The organism is Stenotrophomonas sp. I18B00994, from assembly GCF_014145825.1.
GTDB lineage: Bacteria > Pseudomonadota > Gammaproteobacteria > Xanthomonadales > Xanthomonadaceae > Stenotrophomonas > Stenotrophomonas maltophilia.
Map to the genome: position 1 here is coordinate 110,806 of NZ_JACIUW010000008.1, position 15,114 is coordinate 125,919.

Consider the following 15,114-nt stretch of genomic DNA (forward strand, 5'->3'; position numbering starts at 1 on the left):
CCGAAGCGGGCTTAATCATTTGCTTTTACATTCTGCGCCATCGTGATGGGCGGGGTGGATCGTCCCGTACAATATTGACGGCGGACTCAATTTCGCGCCGCTGTGTGTGCGCGGCAATGGTCTGCAACATCCCATCATCCCCATACGCAATCTCCTGGGCGTTCGTGCCTTGAGCGTTGCGCAACGATGTGTCTGCACCGTTGTCCAGTAAAACACGAACCCCCCACTCCGATTTTAAAGACGCGGCGTTGTGCAAGGGCGTGTTGCCGTATCGGTCTTGGGCGTTGATATCCGCCCCGTTGTCCATCACCTTGCGTGCCAGTTCGCTGCGGTCCTTGGCAACGCCGTTGCTGGAAAAAAGGTGGTGCAGTGCGTTGGCACCGTTCACATCAAGAATGGATCCATCCGCACCGGCAGACAGCAAAATCTCAGCCATCTCGTAATGTTGGTACGCTAATGCACACGCCAATGGTGTTTTACCGGATAGAGTTGGGCGGTTGAGATCCACCCCCATATCAATAAGCATTTGCGTCACGTCCACACTGTCTTCTGCGGTGGACCAACACAAGGCGTTTTGATTGCCAGCGGCAATGCAATGGATATCAGCCCCTCGCTCAACCAGCGTCTCAATCATGCCAACGGGCCGCTTGGCTTCAATGGCACGAAAGAACGGTGTGGCCTGCTCGTAATCGCGGGCGTTCAGATCCGCTCCACCATCGATCAACGCATGTATGCGGTCCATGCGCGCAATAGCTTTTTCTTTCCCCAGGTTGACGTGCAATGGGGTTTGTTGATTGACATCGGTAAAATTAGGATCCGCCCCACAGGCGATGAGTTCGGCAATGGCCTCTGGGTGTCGCGCATAGTGCAAAGGTGTGCGGTGGTTGCGTTCAATGGCGTTGGGATCGATGCCAGCGTTGACAAGCGCGGCGACAACCCCAGGTTCGTAGAATTTGTCATCGACGGCGCGGTGCAAAGCTGTCAATTGAGCCGTGCCCGACCGCTGATTGATGTTGGTGGCGGATGAAATGTGTTTGTTAACGTCATGCAGTAGCCCTGTTGTGTACATACCGACCCCTTATAAGTGGATGATGCATTCACACAAACATAAGCTCGATTATTGTCAAGGGTCTGGATGGACGTGTTGAACATTGAGCAAAAGAAAAGCCCGCCGAAGCGGGCTTCATTCTCCCTATATGCGTACATCAGTACGTCACCGTGAAGGTTACTGATGCGGTGTAGGTGCCCTCCGCCAACGATTTGTAATAGCCGTAATAGGCGTCGCGCTGACCAAATTCATACGACAGAGGGATGGCTTGGTGTGCACCCGTACCGACTCCTGAAAGAGCCAAACCGTTTGCATCGGTACCGAACTTCGGTGCGGAACGGGTGTCCAATCCGCGATACAAAGTCACGGGATATTCGCGCGCCGATGTGGCGGATGTAGCCATAACCTGTCCGTTTGCATCTGTGGATGCCTCAACGATGTACGGCAAGTCTTCGCTGCACAAGACTCCTAAGTTGTCGTCCCAACCCTCCCCGGCGATGTCGTGTACGTCGGTTTGATTGATGGTGTCGGTAGTGGACAGATAGATATCACATGTCCCAGCCACCACAAACGAAAAATTCATTGTGGTGGATTTTGAAGCTGCGAACGACGATCCGGAAGCCATCATGGCAACGGCAGCGGCGGAAGCAATAATTAGTGTTTTTTTCATAAGTAAGTTCTCCTTCAAAGTTGATGTAGTTTTGTTGTGGTGATTAGTACGTCACGGTAAAGGTCACGGAGGCGGTGTAGGTGCCCGGTGCCAATTGCTTGAACGTGCCATCACCATTGGGTTGACTCAATTCCCATGCGAAGGGAATTGATTGGTGCGCGCCCGAACCGACACCCGAGTGCGCCAAGCCGTTGGCGTCTGTGCCGAAGCGCGGGCCAGAGTAGGTGTCATTACCACGAACAAACGTCACGGGGTATTCGCGTGCTGACGTGGTGGATTTGGCGATCACCTGACCTGCTGCGTTGGTCGATGCTTCCACGATGTACGGCAGGTCTTCGCTGCACGTCACACCCAAGTTTTCAGGGTTGTTGCCACCCACAACGTCGAAGGTTGCCACTTCAATGTTGTCAACGTCCAAATAAATTTCGCAGGTGGACGCCACAACAAATGAAAAATTCATGGTGGTGGATTTTGAAGCTGCGAATGTAGTTCCCGATACCAGTAAGGCGGCGACTGTTGCTGCGGTTAGAATTGCAATTTTCATTTATTCTCCTTTTTTAGTGATTGATTGTGTTGCATTCGACCAGAAAAACATAAATCGTCATATTGTCAATGGTCGAACTAATAATTTAAATTCAGCCGCACAGAACTGCTGTACAACCCCGCAGCTTTGTACCGAACCGAAGCTGACAACGCGCTTCGGAATTCAATCGTGACCAGCAGCGGCGTCTCACCGATTTCAATGGGCACTTCGTCTACCAATGCTGATCCGTCCAGGACGGCAGACAATGGGATTTCTCTGTTGCTCTCAGAACGCAAGATCAGTTGCTCCTGATCAATCTGCAAAGTGGCGGTTGTGGGTTGGTCGCATTCGATGAGGTACTGAACGTTCACTCCACCGTCCTGATCCAAAACCGCAAAGTCTTGGTTCGGGGTGATTGAACAGTCCGCGCAGGCTTTGCCTGAGAACAAAAGCAACGCGATGACAAGAACTTTCATAAGACCTCCTTGCATTCCAAGATTGGTTTGTCCAACTCGCCCGAATGCGGGATGGTGATGGCGCATGTGGAACCGTCCTTTTCAACGGTGAGTACGTCACCAGGGATGGGTGCTTCCAGCACCAACGCCCCACGCACTCCAATAACGGTTTCCTTGCCCTTCACATTGGCCATGTCGATGGGCACACCGTTCTGCACAACCACGTACTCACGTGTGGTGTTGCTCACAACGTCGAACTGCAGCTTTGTCCCGCCCCCACGTGGGGCAACGATTTTTTTGCTCAGGCTGTCAAGTTGCACACCGAACGGTAGACTCAGCGCGTCCACCGTTACGGTTTGGTCGAACAGTGCTGAGACATTGGGGACCACGGCCACGCCCAGGGCGTTGGTGGTGACACTTTTGCCAGTGAGTTGAACGTGTGTATTGGGCAAATTGGGAACGCGGATGAGCGCGTACGATCCAAAAGGACGGGACGTTGGCAGTACCCCGCCCTCCCCGATCCACACCCCGCCGTTGGCTCCGAAGACGGTATTGGTTGTGCTGTTTTGCAGCAGCAATGTGGACATCGGAAGATCCCAACGCCCTGCTACATAATGGTTGTTGGCGCTTGCGCTTGCGTTCCAGCTCAGGCGGCGATTTTTCAGTGTGGTTGAACCGTTGGCCTGTCCAAACCACTCACCATCATTGAGGTTGACGCTCGTGGATGCTGAGGATCCAAACTGGTAGCGGAACCCGAGATTTAACGTTGTGTCGCGTAGCGATAAGTCGCGCTGAGCGAATACAGACAGTTCTGACCGAGAGTTCAACTGCCAACGCGATTGGGCTGTAAGTAATTGAGTCGAGCGATTGGAATAGCGAACATCGCTGTAGTTTAGCGCCGCACTGAAACTATTCTGGCGGTACGCAACACCCAACGTGGTTTGAGACTCAAGAGCAAAGCGTGAACGTTCGCGGTTGAGGTTCCAGTAGTCGTCTGTGACATGGGTGTGCGAAGCGGACCACGAAACGCCATTGGTGCGCCGTTCGTATCCAATGGTGGCGGCCATGCCATCACCACTGGTCGCGATGTCAAAGGTGGCAGCGCCCCAGCGCCCAAAGGTCCACAAGTTGCCCCACATGGCAGTCCGGCCTGTGGCCGTGGCCTGAAACGCAGCGGTGGTGGTCCAGCGGTCGGACATACCGCGTGCGTACACTGCGTTGGCGGCCAAGTCTGCGTAGTTGTTGCCCAGTCCACCGTTGCGCATCAAGCCCCCAGACAGTTCCAACTCGCTGCGGCCTTCGGCAAGCGCTTTGGGTGTGCTGTAGAACTGACGGGTTGTCCAGTATTCGCGGCCCAACTCATCGCGCACAACCATGGAGACGGTACTTAGACCAATCGGTGAATTGAGGTTGGCAAACTGATATGGCCCAGGCTGGAACTGCTGCTGAGACGCCCGCACACTGTTGACGAACACCTCCGCCGTCGAACGCGTGTCGGCAACACCATTGAACGTGGGCACCGGATAAAAGGCGTCATCACTCAACGATCGGTCTGTGCCCACGCGAACACCCAGCAAGTTGCGCGAGCCAAGCAACGAACCGTTGGGTGTGGCGTTGATGACATCACCGATCTGCACGCGAGTCTGCGATGCATACAGATCCCTACTCCACGTCGTCAATGAGCGCTCGTGGATTAAGCCAGTGCTGTCTTTATTGAATTGACCTGCACCGAACAATGCCCCTCCCAGGACATTGGTCCGAACGTCGTAGGACAACGACTGCGTGAAGCCATACGACTCGCTGTCTTGCGCGCGGTAGTCGTAACCCAGCATCACCCCTTTAGGCGAAGGTCCAACGTTCGTACGCAAGCGTGATGCTTGGTTGTAATTGCGCGCAGGCAGGTACTTTGCCGGTACATTGATGCTGTAACTTTGAGTGGCCGGATCGAACTGAACATCCGCGTTCAAATCGGATGGAGACACGGCATCACGGTCGGCAAGCGATGCGGGCACCTGCACACCCCACTGGGTCCACCGATCAATTGATATCAACAACTGCCCATCCTCACGAACGCGCAGTTCTTCAACGTCGCTTTTATGCGATCCATTGATGGATACGGCGGCAATGGTTACGTCTGAGGCCCAAGATGGATGTGCAAGGCAGACAGCCATAGCCAATGCGATGACTGATTTCTTCATTTGATATCCCGGCGCTGACCGTTGACTTCAACAGACACCACACCGTGCGGGAAATTTTCAAGTGCAAACTTGCGTGTTTCACCGGGAAGGACATAACCCAGCAAGCCACTGCGGGTTGCGGAGCCAGACGACGGAGACACCAATCGTGCAGACGCAGTACCAGTGTTTGTAACTTCAAAGTGTTCACCCACCCAGCGCCCGGATAAGTTGGGTTGGGCGGTAGGCGAACGCCAGATCCACGCCAAGTCCTGCTTGACCAACTTGATAAGCCCCACCTCACCAGGTGCGGGCAGTTCGGCCACACTGACTCGGAAGAACTCTTCACTTCCGCTTTGTTCGGCTTTGATGTAGCGGATGGACTGTGTTGCGCCTTTTTTTACTGTAACAATCGAAGGAGCAAACCGGATCTTTGATGATGCGCTTCGGCGTGAAGCACCGTTTTCAACAGTTAGTTCATCCACTGTGATTTGATAAGAACGATCAGGACCATTATTTGAAATAGTTAAAACCCCACTTTTTTCCCCTGCGGCATTGACTTTAAATACCGGCCCAACAGAGCCCGCAATTGACACCAACGGAACCATAACCAACGACAACATCAATACAAAACCTTTAACCATTTAGACCTCCTAATAACTATAATTAAATCCAGGTAACCACGAACGCCAATATTGTCAACACCATTTATTGAACCTGAACCGCCTGGGTGCGCAATCCGCTGTAATCCATGGTGATCACATACGGCCCCGTGTTAGCCCAGCATTGCGCCCGGTCGCACCACATGGGCATTTCATCGGGGTCGAAGGCTTGGGTGTTGCGCTCCACAGAGATTTTGACGGGCAAAGTCACGGCTTCACAAAACACGCCCTGGCAGTCCTCATCAACGGGCGCACGCTCATCGCATTGAAGGAATTCGGCGGCGCTGCCGCTGACATACGCGCAGGTTTGTTCGACGGTGAGGTACGCCCCCATGGGAGTGGATTGCGCGCCCATGGCGAACAAGGGAACAGCGGTTGCGGCGAATAAAAAGTTTTTCATACATGCCTCCTGTGGCGTGGGAAATGGGAGTTAGTTTTCATGATCCAGTGGGCTTGTACGTCCCAACAGGATGTTGAAAAATTGTTTGAAGCGGCTGTGTGGTTTGAACGACGCGTATTGAACGGCGTTGCACGGTTCCAGTTGTGACCAATCATTTTCTGAACGGTCTGTTGGCGTTGGTTCGACGGCGGGTGGAATATCGTTTTGGGGTTCGGGCGTGCATCCAAAGCCCGCGAACGCATCCACATGTCCATAGAACGCGGCAACCTGTTGGGGTGTAAACCCTTCGTTGTCTTTCAAATTGGGGTTCTCACCGAACTCCACCAAACGTTCAATCAACTCTTTGTCGTCGTACAACGCACTGCACCAGTGCAAAATCGACATCCCCCGCTCATCGGTGCCAGCCAAGTTGCATTTGTAGTCAAGACAAATGTGAATGATTTCTCGCGCTCGGCTGAGCATGTCGTTCTGCGCGTCGGTGAAGTCGTCGGGGTTGTTGGCAACGATGGAAGCGAACATATTAAAGATCGAGGAAATGGTGGCGTTGGTGAATTCTTGAGACCCCATGCGCACGGAATTTCCATCGGCACTGGCAATCGGAACAGACCCCGCACGACCCAACCATTTGACCGCCGCCATGTCGTGCAATGGCAGAGTGTCAATGAGCATGCCTGCGTCTTTGTTCAGCACTTCGCAATCACCGTGAGGCTGCACTTCATCGGCGGGGACACGCAGTTGCGCCGTCCAAACAGCCAATGTTCTGCGAAACAACGGTGTCGGCTCAGCTCCCAGGCTCAACGCGTTTTCAACGACCTCCGGCTGGATGTTTGCTATTCCATCCAAAAAGCGCCGCGTTTGTAATGTGTCGTATTTTTTAAACATATCGTTCCTTTTAGTAAATAATTTCAGTGATTGAACGCTTGTATGATTCACCGCCGACATTGAAAACACGCGTGGATTTCTTGATAGTGGGCGGCAACATTCCTGTTGTGCAGCGCTCAACTCCAAAATCCAACATGCGGCACGACGCAACAATGGTCATAGTCACCAAGAAAGTTTTGCGTGTTTCAGTTGCGTTCGCCGAGACGGATGACAAAAGTGCGATACATAAACAGATTGCTTTCATAAATTTCCCCGTTGTTTTAATGAGTAAAACAAATATTCTTATATTGTCAATAGAAATAATTGACATTATGAAAAATAAAAAGCCCCAAAAGGGGCTTCTTGATCGGCGCTGGTGCAGACGGCTACATAACGTTCTTTCGGAGTATGTAACGGACCAAATCGGTGGTGCTAACCCCATATGCAGCGGCCAATGCATTGACACGTTTGACAATGGGTTGAGCGTCCGGAATAAAACCAATTCCTGAACGACGACCAGGATCCAGATGTTTGGGGTTGGTGGGTTTGGGACGTTGGCACTCGCACCCTAAGTTGGCGAAATGGACACGGCTGAAGTTCGGGGACTCAATAAAATCCCAAACAAACTCGCGAATTGTCTGCGCGCGTGATTTTTCAGCAGCCTCTGCTCTCTTGTCCAACAACTGAACAACCTTCTTTGTTTCATAAAACATTGGATACCCAATGGCATCCTTTGGCTTAGTTTTCGATTTCATGCACTCTCCTTAATTTGGTTTCGATATGTTCTTGTTTTGTCATCAGTTTTGCCTTGCCCGTCCATGCAATCATCTTCATGTAATGGCGGTTGAGATCACCTTTTTGCAAATAATCATGAACGCCCTTGGGTTGCCAATACGTCGCGCCCGTCACATGTGTCCATTCGTAATATTTTTTTCTCATACACACCCCGTTGTATTTTTATCTAATCAAATCATCCAACAATGTCAAGCATCATATTTGACAAAAGCGTTGAATGTTATGAATTCAACCGTTGCATGAATTCAACAATGGTGAACCCCGCCCCCACACAAAACACCAGCGCGCCAAAAATGAGAGATGGCACCGCCAAATGGCGAATGGGCAACAGTTGCAGGCAGGTGATCAACGCACCACAGGACAACCAGAATGCCAATTTCATCACCGCCAACGTGATCCACACCCCAGTGAAATCCGCGCAGTAGACATGGCAGAACTTCATCAAACCAATGAGAACAAGCCACGGCACCGTTGAGAACAACATCATGGTGAGTGACAACTTCCAGTTGCGTTGAACTCCATAACGGACCGCGCAGATGGCGTAAAATAGAAACGCCGCCAGCGAAATCGCGTTCACCACCGCCATATCACCCCAGGTCAACACATCAATGTCCTGAAGCTCGGGCGTGGATGGCGGCCAAGCCTGCTTCAATCGTGTCAAGCTTTTCAAAAGCCGCCCCCGCAAAATGCAAGACGAACAACGGAAGACCGACAAAGATGATGTATCTGGCCAATATTTTTTTCATGGAAACCCCGCAATTGATTGAGATACACTCACTCAATCACGAATCGCAACATTGTCAATAGGTTTAATTGATATTATTTAGAATAAATGCCGTTTTGAAGTGTGGATTAAATCCCAATAAAAAATCCCGCTTAAGCGGGCGCGCTTAAAAGAAAAGCCCCCTTGCGGGGGCGTTTCCTGCCGTGTCTTACCGTGTTGTGTATGGATGCAACGGGACGGGGATAACCCGCACATCACGACCACTGCCACTGATAAGAACACTCTGCCCAGGTTGAACGCTGATATCGGCGTCCTGAATGATGGAAATGACGTTGCTGCGTCCGCGCTGCTCGGTGCGAATAAATATTTCCAAACCGTCGCGGTCGCTGGCTGCGCGTTGAATGGCACCACCGGCCACCCCACCCGCTGCAGCTCCCACAATCCGTGCGGCATTGCGTGCGTCGCGGTTTTTCACCTGTTGGGCTGCTCCCAATCCAATGGCCGCGCCCAGGACGCTTCCGGTGTTGACTTTGGAACGGTTGGCAATTTTGATATCACGAACCATCACCACAACCCCCTCTTGGATATTGCGTGAGGTCAACGCCTGTTCGCGGCTGTAGTTGCGGCTGGACGTGTCGGATTCCGCCCACGCCGGAGTTGCTGAAAGCAAAACTGCTGTTGCAATTGCAATGCATTGGATCTTCATAAATTCCCCCCTTTTTATAAACATGCCCCCACTCAAGCAGATCTTGAAGCGTTGTCAAGCTTCATGCGCACATTTGTTGATTGGGACTGTTCAAGCGAATGTGACCGCAAAGCAACTTTGACGCGGAAATCCGTCAGCGCGGATTGTTCAACGGGCGCGTTGCGTTTCCAATATTGGGCAATCACGCTGGTGCGCAAGCGCCATTCCCGCTCTTTGAGAACGCTGCGGTCGGCGTAATCCATGGGAGTCTTTCCAGACTTGTCCGGCTTCAATGGGTTGGCTCCGAACGCAACCAACGCGTCGGCCACATCAAAACGTTTGTTGATCACCGCCCAATGAAGTGCGGTTCGACCGTGGGCATCCACTGCCTCCAACAATCGGTCCGGTGATACCGTCACAAGAGTACGAACATCTTGAAGCGTCAAATTTTCCATATGCAACTCCCTTAGTGAATTGCATTTAGAAAATCAGATGCATGAATATTGTCAAGCCCTCTAGAAATTCAACTGCTGTTGTACGACAGGCTGTATTCGTGCGGACATCTGTGCAAGTGCGCTGTCCATTGAAATAGCTCTACCGTTGCCTTCCAAAAGAACATCTTTAAGGGGAACATACCATCGGTTCTCATCGTCACCCTTGACGTTGAACTCAACGTAATCATCGCGGATAGATGATATCTCTACAGGTTTACGCTCAACACGTGCGCGTTGGACTGACGCTACCACATCTTCGCCCAAACCGAACCGCTCAGAGAGACGCCCCATGAAAATACTGCTTAAGACGGGCATGATGGGTGGAATACTCATATCCAACAAATCACCAAACTGCTGCGGGAATGAACTGCGACACTCTACAGACCCTACCCCGGTTCGCGAAATAATCTGGTTTCCAATATCTAGATCCGTTATGTTTTCGCACAGTGCCTTGACTTCCGAAACACATCGCGAAGTAGGCTGCTCAAGGAGACGACTTCTAAATCTAACGCCCGTGAGCACACACACTTCATCAACCATGACTTTCAACGCTTCCTCGTTGCGTTTTTGTGCGTAGTCTGCGGCCTTCGCTTTTACGCTGTATATCAGCGCCATTTCCTCTGCGAGTGTTGGTTTGTCCATGGTTCCCCTCACATTTGTGGGTGGTGATTGGCGTGTCGCCCAGGACACATCTGACGCATTGCACTGGACAAGGAAACACTACGATCTGCGCTCCTTAAATAAACTTTGTTTGCCGCTACACTGTGAGTGGTCCCTGTTTCGTTGTGCACAAACGTCACCAAATCGCCTTTCCAAGAATGCATCCGCACGGCGTGGCTCTCCCAACTCCCACGAACAAAGAGTTGTGAGTCGCTGGGAAAATTGAAACGCTCCCGGACCCGTCCAAGAAAGACATCACACAACTGCGGGTTCAACAAAGGAATGCTTGTGTCAATCATGTCGCGCATATTTTGGGGCAATACTGCGCGGGACTGGGGACCAGCGATGCCAGTGTTTGTCATAACCTGACGGCCGATTTCAAGATCACTGTAGTCGCCCGATATGTTGTCGAATGCCTCGCGATGACGCTCTACTTTTGACTCAAACAATTTTAGACGCAGGTTCAGGCCCACCAACTCTTTAATTTGGTCAACCATTCCTTCCAACGTCGGGGCATTGCCATCCTTGTCGTAGACGGCGGACAGACGGACAATCTCGCTTTCAAGAAGTCGCTGCGTTTCTTTCGCGCTTGCATACCACATCACGCCACCTCCAATGCCGGGGCTTTTCTGCGGCGCACGACTTGGATGGTTGGACGCGCCTCACTGGATGGTTCAACCTCGTTCTCGTCGCGCTCCATGTCAAAGGCTTTGCGGGTGTACTCTTTGACGTTGTAATACGTGGCGATCTTCTCGGCTTCGGCAAACGCTGTGAAGATCAAAGAGTGATCGTTTTTAAGAACCTTGATCCACGACTGCAAGTAGGCAATGTGATTGCCGGGGTCATACTCTTGATCGACCGACAAGCCCAGGCGGTCGGCCACGATCAATGAAAAGCACTCCGCAATCAACTCTTCTTTGGCGTACTTCTCAGAACCGAACTTGCCGCTTAAGTCGCGACCCAATCGTGTGGGGTGAGCGCTGGCGTGGCCTGTCTCATGCAAGGCGGTGGCGTAGAAGCCTTCCATAGTGCGGAACTGCTCTTTGGTGGGCAGTTGCACGTAGTCCTGGGCGACGGTGTAGTACGCCGCGTTGCCCCCGTATCGGTACTCAACACCACTGTCGCGCATCAAGCGCTCAGCTTGCTCATGACTCCACTCCACGGGCTTTGGTACTTTTGACTCGCGGATGGGCAAGCCATCGCACTGTTCGCTGTTGAACACAGCGGATGTAATCAGTGCAATTTTCTGTCGCCCGTTCTCATCAAGTACAGGGTTTCCTTGCTTGTCGGAAACATTGATGACACGCACGACCTTAGATGACTTCTCACCTTTGCGTACCGCGCCGCCAAGTGCTTTGGCCTGGTTGAAGGTCAACCACCCGTTGCTTTGGAAGCCGCGCGCAGCCTGGGCCATCATCAGCATCATCACGTTGCTGCCGTGATATGTGTTACCGCGTGCATAATTGTACGGCAGGCTTCCAAACGCTCCTGTGGAACTGTGCTGTTTCCAATCCCGTCGCCACGGGATGACGCCCTGCTGCATCTGTTCAATGATGTATTCGGCGGCAACGCTGCGCGCTTCGTCTTGCTTGCTCATTGCCACCTCACAATGTCAGTGTTTGTTTTGCACCGTTGAGTTTTTGGGCTGCGGCCTTCTTGACTGCCTTACCCACCTGTTTGCTGGGCTTGTCGGCCACGTGGACAACTTGAATTTTGTCTTCCACAAACGCTTGCACGGGATCCACCTGCTGCTGTGCTTGTTGGTGATCTGCGGGCTGCACGGTGGGTCGGAACGCTTGCGAGGCTTCTTGTTTCCACACCTTGGAGCGCACGGGTTCTTGTTGAACCTCGGGCACGCCAATGGTCTTCAAAATGGTGTCTGCAGCTTTCGCGGCGCGTTCCAACTCCTGCCAGTTGGGACGGCTGTTGATGTAGTTATTGGCCCAACCGCTGTCATCGGGTTCGTAGGTCATTCCCAAGCGGCTGGCAATCTGCAACAACGCCAATTGGCGTCCCAAACGGTATTGGCTGTCCTGCTCACTGCCCTGCTCCCCAGGTTGCACGCCGTGATAGCGGCTGGGGTGGGTGGCCCAATCAGCAAGCAAGAACATCAGATCGTTGTAGTACGCGCTTTTGCCATCGGCGTGTTTGGTGGCGTACTCCGTCTGAGGACGCATGTACAACGTATCGGTGGACCGTTCGTAGTACGGCGCGTTCATGGGATCAAATGAGAATTTCGCTCCCGTCTTGGCAATCATGTCATCCAAGAATGCATCGCGATTGTCCGCCAATCCCTGCCACGCGTATGTGTGTTTGTTTTGGGGGAGATTTTTGATTTGATCCCCGTTGAAGCACACCGCCATCACGGATTTGAAATCGCCATCCTCTTGCTTGTACGTGCTTTCAATCTTCGTGGCTTTGGACTCACCTTTGGCGATGTAGTAGCCGTTCTTCTTGATCTGCTCGGATTTCATGTAGATGGGGCTGGTGAAGCCGCGATCCAGTGAAACGGTCATCAGTTGCAATGCGTTGAAGTCTTTGAATGGATAACCACTGGGGCCAACAGGCCAACCCCCAATCATCGACAATGGTGTTTCAGTCTCCCGAAAGCCGTGATCCAACACAGATCGGCGTTCGGCAAGTTGGTCGTAAAATTTTTCAGCAATATCTTGCTTGAGTTCGCTGGCTGCGCTCATGATTGTTTCTCCACGTTGATTGATACTGTTAAACCCCGTTCGAGGGCTTTCCGAAGGTGATACAAAACGTCATCGATGGTGTGAAGCTCAACTGTGGAGTCATCAAAGTCGTGATGCAGGACCATTTGCACGCCGCCATCCACTTTGTAAATTGCAAAGCGCTCCGCCGCAATAAGGTCATCCCACCAGTCTTCTTCATAATTTTCCATGCTTTATTCCATCGCTGATAATGAAAATTATTAAACGGGCGGAAAATTGAAAGTCAAGCTTTTCTGAAAAATCAAAATTCAGGAATAAAAAAAAGGGCCGCACGAACGCGGCCCTTGGTTATCATCGAGATGGATGTCATTGTTGGAGTCCTCTGGGCACAGAGTGGTTGTTCACCCTGCGCAAAAGGTTGAGGGCGTAGCCTTGGCGGGCTGTCTTGAAAACACATTCAAGCAATTGCACGTCCAATTCGGGGGTGGTCTTCCCGTGTCCAATCTTGCAGTCATAACGCTGCAAGATAAGAGCATCCCAGGTGACGTTGCCGTCCGGCGCGTGATTGGACAGGTGACAGAACCCACGCGCTACCCACTGTGCTTTTTCCAACAGTTCATCACCATCAACAATGATGTGGCTGAACGCCGCGCAAAATGCCTCTTCAATGTCTTTGTTGGTGTCCATATTAAAAGCTCCACTGTTCGTCGGTGAAGTCCTTATCCGACACTGTAATAAGAATGGGTTCGCCGTCGGCAACCTTGGGTGTATCAATCACGGATGGAGCGCTTTTTGTGGGCGCACGCACAATGATTTCGCCGGTTGGAAGCTCCCAGGACAGATCCGCAGGAATGCGTGCGCGCACACAATTGACCTGGATCCCATCAATACGCTTTGTGTCTCCACGCACGGACTGTGGCCGTTCAAACCCTGGCATTTGCCAAAAGCGCGTCCAGAATTGTGCCGGACTCAAGACATGACGGCCATCGCCCTCAGAGAATTTGGCGTATGAGTTGTAGATATCGCTCTTAGGTGTCAATGTGCTTGCGTCAGGAACAATTCCACAGTAATCACGCCACGCGCCCACACAGTCGTTCTTGCTGCGAATTGACTGTTTAAAGATCTTCGTTGCTTCGGGCCATTCATCTTCGGGCAGAAAACCGCCGCGTTTAACAATGCGACTGATACCTTCCAACAGCCAGTCCAATACGATGTGCGCTTCATCTTTCAGAATGCGCTCCGCAAGATTTGGGACTTTGATGTATGTTCCATGCCGTTGATTCCACTTGACCACGCACAAGCGGCGGTACACACCGTCGGTTGCATCGCTAATCATTGGCTCATAGTTGGAACTGACGATGTGGCAGGACGTGTTCACGAACTCAATCATGTCGCGATACAAGAACTTTGCAGTCAGCAGATCACCCCCGCTGAGCGCTTTGAAAGCTTCTTGATTGATACCTCGCGCCCCATTCGTCACTTCTGGTGTGAAGATCAAGCTGGCGTTCACGCAACTGGCGAGCGCTTGAGGGTCACCACACTTATCCAGCCAGATTTGCGCCGTGCGATGGTGGAACCCACGAATGATGGACGACATCACACCTTTGCCATTGCCACCTGTTCCCACCCACCACCAGACCAATTGATGCGGCCCAGGAATGAGCGTGAGAGCACACTGTTCTTGCACCAATGCACAAATATCCGGGTCCGGCAATGCGCTGGCAAGGAAGCGGCCAAACAACGAGTTGGATGGAACAGCGTGAGGTGTGTGTTGCTTGTTGTACGTCGTGCTGACAGTCGCGTTAACTCCAAACATGAGGCCCAGTTTTTTATCGGCGGGGAGAACGGTCACGGCCCCATCTTTGCCCACGTGCAGGTAGCCATTTTTCGCGGCAATAACAATCTTGTCTGCATCCAACTTAGGCAGTGGATCAAGCATGTTTGTGGCAAATTTAAAGCAATCCGTTGCAGCCGAATTTGTAGCCTTGTCGGGCATATGCTTGAACAGGAAATCGGTTGCCATTGCCGTTCCATCTGCCTGGGTAACGGTGTCCCAAAATACACCGTTCCATTTGTATGCCATACCGTTGGCTCGTGCCCAATCTCCACACGCGCCGCTGTTGATGTAGTTCACCCAATTCCATGCGGGTGTATTAGATGGGATGATGTTCGCGCTGTTGATCTTCTTAATCTTCGGCTGAGCGGTTTTTGGAGCCGCCTGTTTGCCGATGGAAGCTGGCGGGGTTGACACCACAGCGTTATTTGATACGTTGGTTTTGGACATGAAT

General features: G+C 52.0%; 19 protein-coding genes. All 19 read right to left on the reverse strand.

The genetic code is table 11. The annotated features are described in order from the left end of the window. Window positions 1-25: 25 nt before the first annotated feature. A complete protein-coding gene (locus tag H4O10_RS11165; protein WP_099476035.1) occupies window positions 26-1,069 on the reverse strand; it encodes an ankyrin repeat domain-containing protein in 1,044 nt (347 codons plus the stop codon). 136 nt (window positions 1,070-1,205) lie between these two features. Beyond that, a complete protein-coding gene (locus H4O10_RS11170) occupies window positions 1,206-1,718 on the reverse strand; it encodes a hypothetical protein (protein WP_099476036.1) in 513 nt (170 codons plus the stop codon). Between the two features lie 43 nt (window positions 1,719-1,761). Continuing rightward, entirely contained in the window at window positions 1,762-2,262 is a 501-nt protein-coding gene (locus tag H4O10_RS11175) for a hypothetical protein (protein WP_141097825.1), read from the reverse strand. Window positions 2,263-2,339: 77 nt separating this feature from the next. After that, complete coding sequence (locus tag H4O10_RS11180; RefSeq protein ID WP_182681035.1) at window positions 2,340-2,717, reverse strand: hypothetical protein; 378 nt, start codon at window positions 2,715-2,717, stop codon at window positions 2,340-2,342. Then, on the reverse strand, window positions 2,714-4,894 hold the full coding sequence (locus H4O10_RS11185) for a fimbria/pilus outer membrane usher protein (protein WP_182681036.1): 2,181 nt from the start codon (window positions 4,892-4,894) through the stop codon (window positions 2,714-2,716). Before H4O10_RS11185 ends, H4O10_RS11180 begins: the two co-directional genes overlap by 4 nt. Then, window positions 4,891-5,514 carry a fimbria/pilus periplasmic chaperone gene (locus tag H4O10_RS11190; RefSeq protein ID WP_099476038.1) on the reverse strand — a complete coding sequence of 208 codons (624 nt, stop codon included), beginning with the start codon at window positions 5,512-5,514 and terminating at the stop codon, window positions 4,891-4,893. The genes H4O10_RS11185 and H4O10_RS11190 overlap by 4 nt, the downstream gene beginning before the upstream one ends. 64 nt (window positions 5,515-5,578) lie before the next feature. Further along, the gene (locus H4O10_RS11195; RefSeq protein WP_099476039.1) at window positions 5,579-5,932 is read right to left on the reverse strand and encodes a hypothetical protein; all 354 of its coding nucleotides are present in this window, start codon (window positions 5,930-5,932) and stop codon (window positions 5,579-5,581) included. Between the two features lie 30 nt (window positions 5,933-5,962). Then, entirely contained in the window at window positions 5,963-6,934 is a 972-nt protein-coding gene (locus tag H4O10_RS11200; protein ID WP_143570060.1) for an ankyrin repeat domain-containing protein, read from the reverse strand. A 245-nt stretch (window positions 6,935-7,179) separates the two neighbouring features. After that, entirely contained in the window at window positions 7,180-7,548 is a 369-nt protein-coding gene (locus H4O10_RS11205) for a hypothetical protein (protein ID WP_182681037.1), read from the reverse strand. 260 nt (window positions 7,549-7,808) lie between these two features. Next, window positions 7,809-8,240: a hypothetical protein gene (locus H4O10_RS11210; RefSeq protein WP_182681038.1), complete on the reverse strand. Its 432-nt coding sequence runs from the start codon at window positions 8,238-8,240 to the stop codon at window positions 7,809-7,811. Between the two features lie 280 nt (window positions 8,241-8,520). Then, window positions 8,521-9,018, reverse strand: a complete 498-nt coding sequence (locus H4O10_RS11215) for a hypothetical protein (protein ID WP_182681039.1) — start codon at window positions 9,016-9,018, stop codon at window positions 8,521-8,523. Window positions 9,019-9,050: 32 nt separating this feature from the next. Beyond that, window positions 9,051-9,452, reverse strand: a complete 402-nt coding sequence (locus tag H4O10_RS11220; RefSeq protein WP_182681040.1) for an ankyrin repeat domain-containing protein — start codon at window positions 9,450-9,452, stop codon at window positions 9,051-9,053. 60 nt (window positions 9,453-9,512) lie between these two features. After that, window positions 9,513-10,133 (reverse strand): hypothetical protein, encoded by a 621-nt coding sequence (locus tag H4O10_RS11225; RefSeq protein ID WP_182681041.1) that lies wholly within the window; start codon window positions 10,131-10,133, stop codon window positions 9,513-9,515. An 8-nt stretch (window positions 10,134-10,141) separates the two neighbouring features. After that, window positions 10,142-10,753 (reverse strand): hypothetical protein, encoded by a 612-nt coding sequence (locus H4O10_RS11230; RefSeq protein WP_182681042.1) that lies wholly within the window; start codon window positions 10,751-10,753, stop codon window positions 10,142-10,144. After that, the gene (locus H4O10_RS11235) at window positions 10,753-11,748 is read right to left on the reverse strand and encodes a zincin-like metallopeptidase domain-containing protein (RefSeq protein ID WP_182681043.1); all 996 of its coding nucleotides are present in this window, start codon (window positions 11,746-11,748) and stop codon (window positions 10,753-10,755) included. The genes H4O10_RS11230 and H4O10_RS11235 overlap by 1 nt, the downstream gene beginning before the upstream one ends. A 7-nt stretch (window positions 11,749-11,755) precedes the next feature. After that, the gene (locus H4O10_RS11240; RefSeq protein WP_182681044.1) at window positions 11,756-12,847 is read right to left on the reverse strand and encodes an ArdC-like ssDNA-binding domain-containing protein; all 1,092 of its coding nucleotides are present in this window, start codon (window positions 12,845-12,847) and stop codon (window positions 11,756-11,758) included. Further along, window positions 12,844-13,056 (reverse strand): hypothetical protein, encoded by a 213-nt coding sequence (locus tag H4O10_RS11245; RefSeq protein WP_182681045.1) that lies wholly within the window; start codon window positions 13,054-13,056, stop codon window positions 12,844-12,846. The genes H4O10_RS11240 and H4O10_RS11245 overlap by 4 nt, the downstream gene beginning before the upstream one ends. 136 nt (window positions 13,057-13,192) lie before the next feature. Next, window positions 13,193-13,513 carry a hypothetical protein gene (locus H4O10_RS11250; RefSeq protein ID WP_182681046.1) on the reverse strand — a complete coding sequence of 107 codons (321 nt, stop codon included), beginning with the start codon at window positions 13,511-13,513 and terminating at the stop codon, window positions 13,193-13,195. A 1-nt stretch (window position 13,514) separates the two neighbouring features. After that, the gene (locus H4O10_RS11255; RefSeq protein WP_182681047.1) at window positions 13,515-15,110 is read right to left on the reverse strand and encodes a DUF5906 domain-containing protein; all 1,596 of its coding nucleotides are present in this window, start codon (window positions 15,108-15,110) and stop codon (window positions 13,515-13,517) included. Window positions 15,111-15,114 lie beyond the last annotated feature (4 nt).

What these genes read in the sequence shown, in the direction of transcription:
- H4O10_RS11165 (WP_099476035.1), bottom strand. Translation starts at nt 1,069, where the DNA reads ATGTACACAACAGGGCTACTGCATGACGTTAACAAACACATTTCATCC.
- H4O10_RS11170 (WP_099476036.1), bottom strand. Translation starts at nt 1,718, where the DNA reads ATGAAAAAAACACTAATTATTGCTTCCGCCGCTGCCGTTGCCATGATG.
- H4O10_RS11175 (WP_141097825.1), bottom strand. Translation starts at nt 2,262, where the DNA reads ATGAAAATTGCAATTCTAACCGCAGCAACAGTCGCCGCCTTACTGGTA.
- H4O10_RS11180 (WP_182681035.1), bottom strand. Translation starts at nt 2,717, where the DNA reads ATGAAAGTTCTTGTCATCGCGTTGCTTTTGTTCTCAGGCAAAGCCTGC.
- H4O10_RS11185 (WP_182681036.1), bottom strand. Translation starts at nt 4,894, where the DNA reads ATGAAGAAATCAGTCATCGCATTGGCTATGGCTGTCTGCCTTGCACAT.
- H4O10_RS11190 (WP_099476038.1), bottom strand. Translation starts at nt 5,514, where the DNA reads ATGGTTAAAGGTTTTGTATTGATGTTGTCGTTGGTTATGGTTCCGTTG.
- H4O10_RS11195 (WP_099476039.1), bottom strand. Translation starts at nt 5,932, where the DNA reads ATGAAAAACTTTTTATTCGCCGCAACCGCTGTTCCCTTGTTCGCCATG.
- H4O10_RS11205 (WP_182681037.1), bottom strand. Translation starts at nt 7,548, where the DNA reads ATGAAATCGAAAACTAAGCCAAAGGATGCCATTGGGTATCCAATGTTT.
- H4O10_RS11215 (WP_182681039.1), bottom strand. Translation starts at nt 9,018, where the DNA reads ATGAAGATCCAATGCATTGCAATTGCAACAGCAGTTTTGCTTTCAGCA.
- H4O10_RS11220 (WP_182681040.1), bottom strand. Translation starts at nt 9,452, where the DNA reads ATGGAAAATTTGACGCTTCAAGATGTTCGTACTCTTGTGACGGTATCA.
- H4O10_RS11225 (WP_182681041.1), bottom strand. Translation starts at nt 10,133, where the DNA reads ATGGACAAACCAACACTCGCAGAGGAAATGGCGCTGATATACAGCGTA.
- H4O10_RS11230 (WP_182681042.1), bottom strand. Translation starts at nt 10,753, where the DNA reads ATGTGGTATGCAAGCGCGAAAGAAACGCAGCGACTTCTTGAAAGCGAG.
- H4O10_RS11235 (WP_182681043.1), bottom strand. Translation starts at nt 11,748, where the DNA reads ATGAGCAAGCAAGACGAAGCGCGCAGCGTTGCCGCCGAATACATCATT.
- H4O10_RS11240 (WP_182681044.1), bottom strand. Translation starts at nt 12,847, where the DNA reads ATGAGCGCAGCCAGCGAACTCAAGCAAGATATTGCTGAAAAATTTTAC.
- H4O10_RS11245 (WP_182681045.1), bottom strand. Translation starts at nt 13,056, where the DNA reads ATGGAAAATTATGAAGAAGACTGGTGGGATGACCTTATTGCGGCGGAG.
- H4O10_RS11250 (WP_182681046.1), bottom strand. Translation starts at nt 13,513, where the DNA reads ATGGACACCAACAAAGACATTGAAGAGGCATTTTGCGCGGCGTTCAGC.
- H4O10_RS11255 (WP_182681047.1), bottom strand. Translation starts at nt 15,110, where the DNA reads ATGTCCAAAACCAACGTATCAAATAACGCTGTGGTGTCAACCCCGCCA.